Source organism: Phaeobacter sp. JH20_34 (genome assembly GCF_048056095.1).
Taxonomy (GTDB): Bacteria; Pseudomonadota; Alphaproteobacteria; order Rhodobacterales; family Rhodobacteraceae; genus Phaeobacter; species Phaeobacter bryozoorum.
Genome location: NZ_JAYMWT010000014.1, coordinates 1 through 1977 on the forward strand (window position 1 = coordinate 1; position 1977 = coordinate 1977).

Here is a 1977-nt window from a genome sequence, read left to right on the forward strand (position 1 = left end):
CGAAACGTAAAATATCGCATCGGATTACGCTTCATCCTACTGGAATCCTGTAAGAACTTTTTGATGAAACGGCAAAGCAATTGCGACAAAATCACTGACACTGTGACCGGCGACCTCTTTCCGCGCCATGGCAGATACCAAACACCCTGAGCATGCGCATCTAAAAGACTTGTATGGAGCCAACTCGGACCCGAGCACTCCACCAGCAGACAAACTGCGTTTCGATGTGCTCAGAGTTGCAAACCGCTGGAAGCCGAAAAATAGCGATCCGCTGATCAGCGAGGGGCAAGCCACAGCTAACGCCGCCCGGCATGTTCCAGAATGAACTCACAGTTCAGACAGTGCGGGCATGGCACCAACAAGCGTTCCGTTGGCAACGCGTTTGCGCAGCTCGCTGCGGGTCAAAATCGGCGCGGCGCGCGCGCCATAGGCCTTGGCCACCGGTTGCGAGGCCAAATCAGGGATCAGTGCAAACAATCTCAAACGGTTGATCGCTGACAGGGTTTCTACCGCATAGGGGCCGGGATAGAAGCTCTCGCTGGGGATATTGTTCGAGATAAGCGTGGCATGTTGATCCAGCAGAATATGCACATAGCTCACGGTGTTGCGCCTGCGCGCAAATGAGGCCAGCGACGTTTCTTCGGCAAGATGCTTGGCGCGCACATAAAATGTCCTTGAGGCGTCGTGATTTGTCATGAGGATACAATGTTGCGACGACACAACAAGGGCGCGCGGGTTGCCCAGAATATTAGGCTTGATGCGCACCGGTACATATTGCTCCGGAAGCAGTGCGTTTTGATAGCTAATGTCGGAACGGGCCGCCCAGCGTATGGGCATGGGCCCATATTCAAGCGTTGTGACCATATCACCGAGGGCCAGTTCTTCCACGGGCGTTTCCCCATCGGGGGTTGCGATCATGGTTCCCGCCGTGAAACAGGGAATACCAATAGAATTGAGTTTCGAGGCACTGTCGACCTGCGCTGGCGATACACCAATCAGCGTGACGCTTTCGCCGTTGGGGAATGTCAGGATGGCGTCACCGGTACCGTCGCCATTCGTGTCACTGACAACGACATCCCAGGCGTTGACGGCATTGCCGCTCGCATCGGTTAGGCCCGAAACGTCAAGTTGGTCGATGGTCGTGCCGTCGCCGCTGTCGGTCAGATCGAAATCCCAGACAGTGTCCGTTCCGCCGCTGGTGCTGAAGTCGTCCTGAAGAATTAGAATGTCACGATCGGAATCGGAGCCCAGCTCGATGTCGTCATTGCCCGTTCCGGCGTTGATCGTATCTGCCCCCGTCCCAGCAAAGATCACATCGTTGCCTGCCCCGGCGGTAATCAGGTCATCGCCGTCATTGCCGTAGATGTCTTCGCTACTGTCACCGCCAATGATGGTATCGTTGCCGCTGCCACCTTCAAGGTTGCCGCCCCCATCGCCGCCGTCGATATAGTCATTGCCGTCACCTGCACGCAGATCATCCTGACCAGACCCGCCAATGAGCGTGTCATCACCGCCAAGCGAGAAAATGTAGGAATTGTCATCGGTGCGCGCCGACAGGTCAAAATAGTCGCCCTGGTTTGTCCCTGACAGATTTTCGATTTCGCTGAAGGATATCGTATCGGTGCCATCGGTGATGGTGCCCGCTTCAGCACCTGTAAAGGTAACTGTCGCGCCACCGGTGGTTACATTGTTAAGCATTATGGTATCAGAATCGCTTCCGGCTTCGCCGCCCACAATGGTGTCATTGCCAAAGCCGTCTTCGACTACGAAGTGATCGTCGCCTGCGCCACCTGCGAGCGTATCGGCTCCGTCACCGCCATAGATGGTGTCATTGCCGTCGCCGCCATGCAGATAGTTGTCCGCGCCGTTGCCACGCAATGTGTCATCCGCGTTGCCGCCCAGAATGTTTTCGATACCGGAAAAAGTGTTGCCATACTGATCCGTTCCCGCGACAAGATCGACGTCATGCCCAAAATT

General features: G+C 55.7%; 1 protein-coding gene. It reads right to left on the reverse strand.

Features of this window, described 5'->3' with window-relative positions:
* Window positions 1-327: 327 nt before the first annotated feature.
* Window positions 328-1977 (reverse strand): Hint domain-containing protein (locus tag VWZ81_RS11590; RefSeq protein ID WP_416541868.1); only part of this gene is annotated, 1650 nt, incomplete at its 5' end.